Here is a 784-nt window from a genome sequence, read left to right as displayed (position 1 = left end):
AGGGCGTCGCCGGCCCGCAGGGCTCTGACGGTGCTCAGGGTTCGCAGGGTTTCCAGGGTTCGGTCGGCTCGCAGGGTGCCGCTGGAGTTCAGGGAGAGGCTGGCGTCCAGGGTCCGCAGGGTGTCCAGGGCGCTGAGGGTTCTCAGGGCGTCGCCGGGCCGCAGGGCTCTGATGGTGCTCAGGGTTCGCAGGGTTTCCGGGGTTCGGTCGGCGTTCAGGGTGCGACTGGACCTCAAGGAGAGGCTGGCGTTCAAGGCCCTCAGGGCGTCCAAGGGGCCGAAGGTGTTCAGGGCACGACCGGACCTCAGGGTTCTGCAGGAGTTCAGGGTGCCACGGGATTCCAGGGCTCCACCGGTTCCGAAGGCCCGCAGGGCTCTCAGGGCTTCCAAGGCACGACCGGACCTCAGGGCATCACTGGAGCTCAGGGTGCCATCGGAGCGCAGGGTACGACCGGTGCTCAGGGAGCGACCGGAGCGCAAGGTGCTGCGGGAGTCCAAGGCTCCACCGGTTCTCAAGGCCCTCAGGGCTTCCAAGGCGCGACCGGACCTCAGGGCACCACGGGAGCCCAGGGCGCCACCGGGGCGCAAGGCACCACCGGAGCCCAGGGAACGACCGGAGCCCAAGGCGCCACCGGAGCCCAAGGCTCCCAGGGTTTCCAAGGCACCAGCGGGCCTCAGGGCACGACCGGGCCTCAGGGCATCACTGGAGCTCAGGGTGCCATCGGAGCGCAGGGTACGACCGGTGCTCAGGGAGCGACCGGAGCGCAAGGTGCTGCGGGAGTCCA

1 pseudogene is annotated in these 784 nt (G+C 69.8%); it reads left to right on the top strand.

From position 1 onward, the window contains the following. Positions 1 to 75: 75 nt before the first annotated feature. A pseudogene (locus ACF09J_RS17035) lies at positions 76 to 784 on the top strand (hypothetical protein); the annotation flags it as partial.

The sequence above is a fragment of the Streptomyces sp. NPDC014889 genome (assembly GCF_043081205.1).
GTDB lineage: Bacteria > Actinomycetota > Actinomycetes > Streptomycetales > Streptomycetaceae > Streptomyces.
The sequence above is the reverse complement of the archived record's forward strand: the minus strand, read 5'-3'. Positions and strand labels throughout refer to the sequence as shown.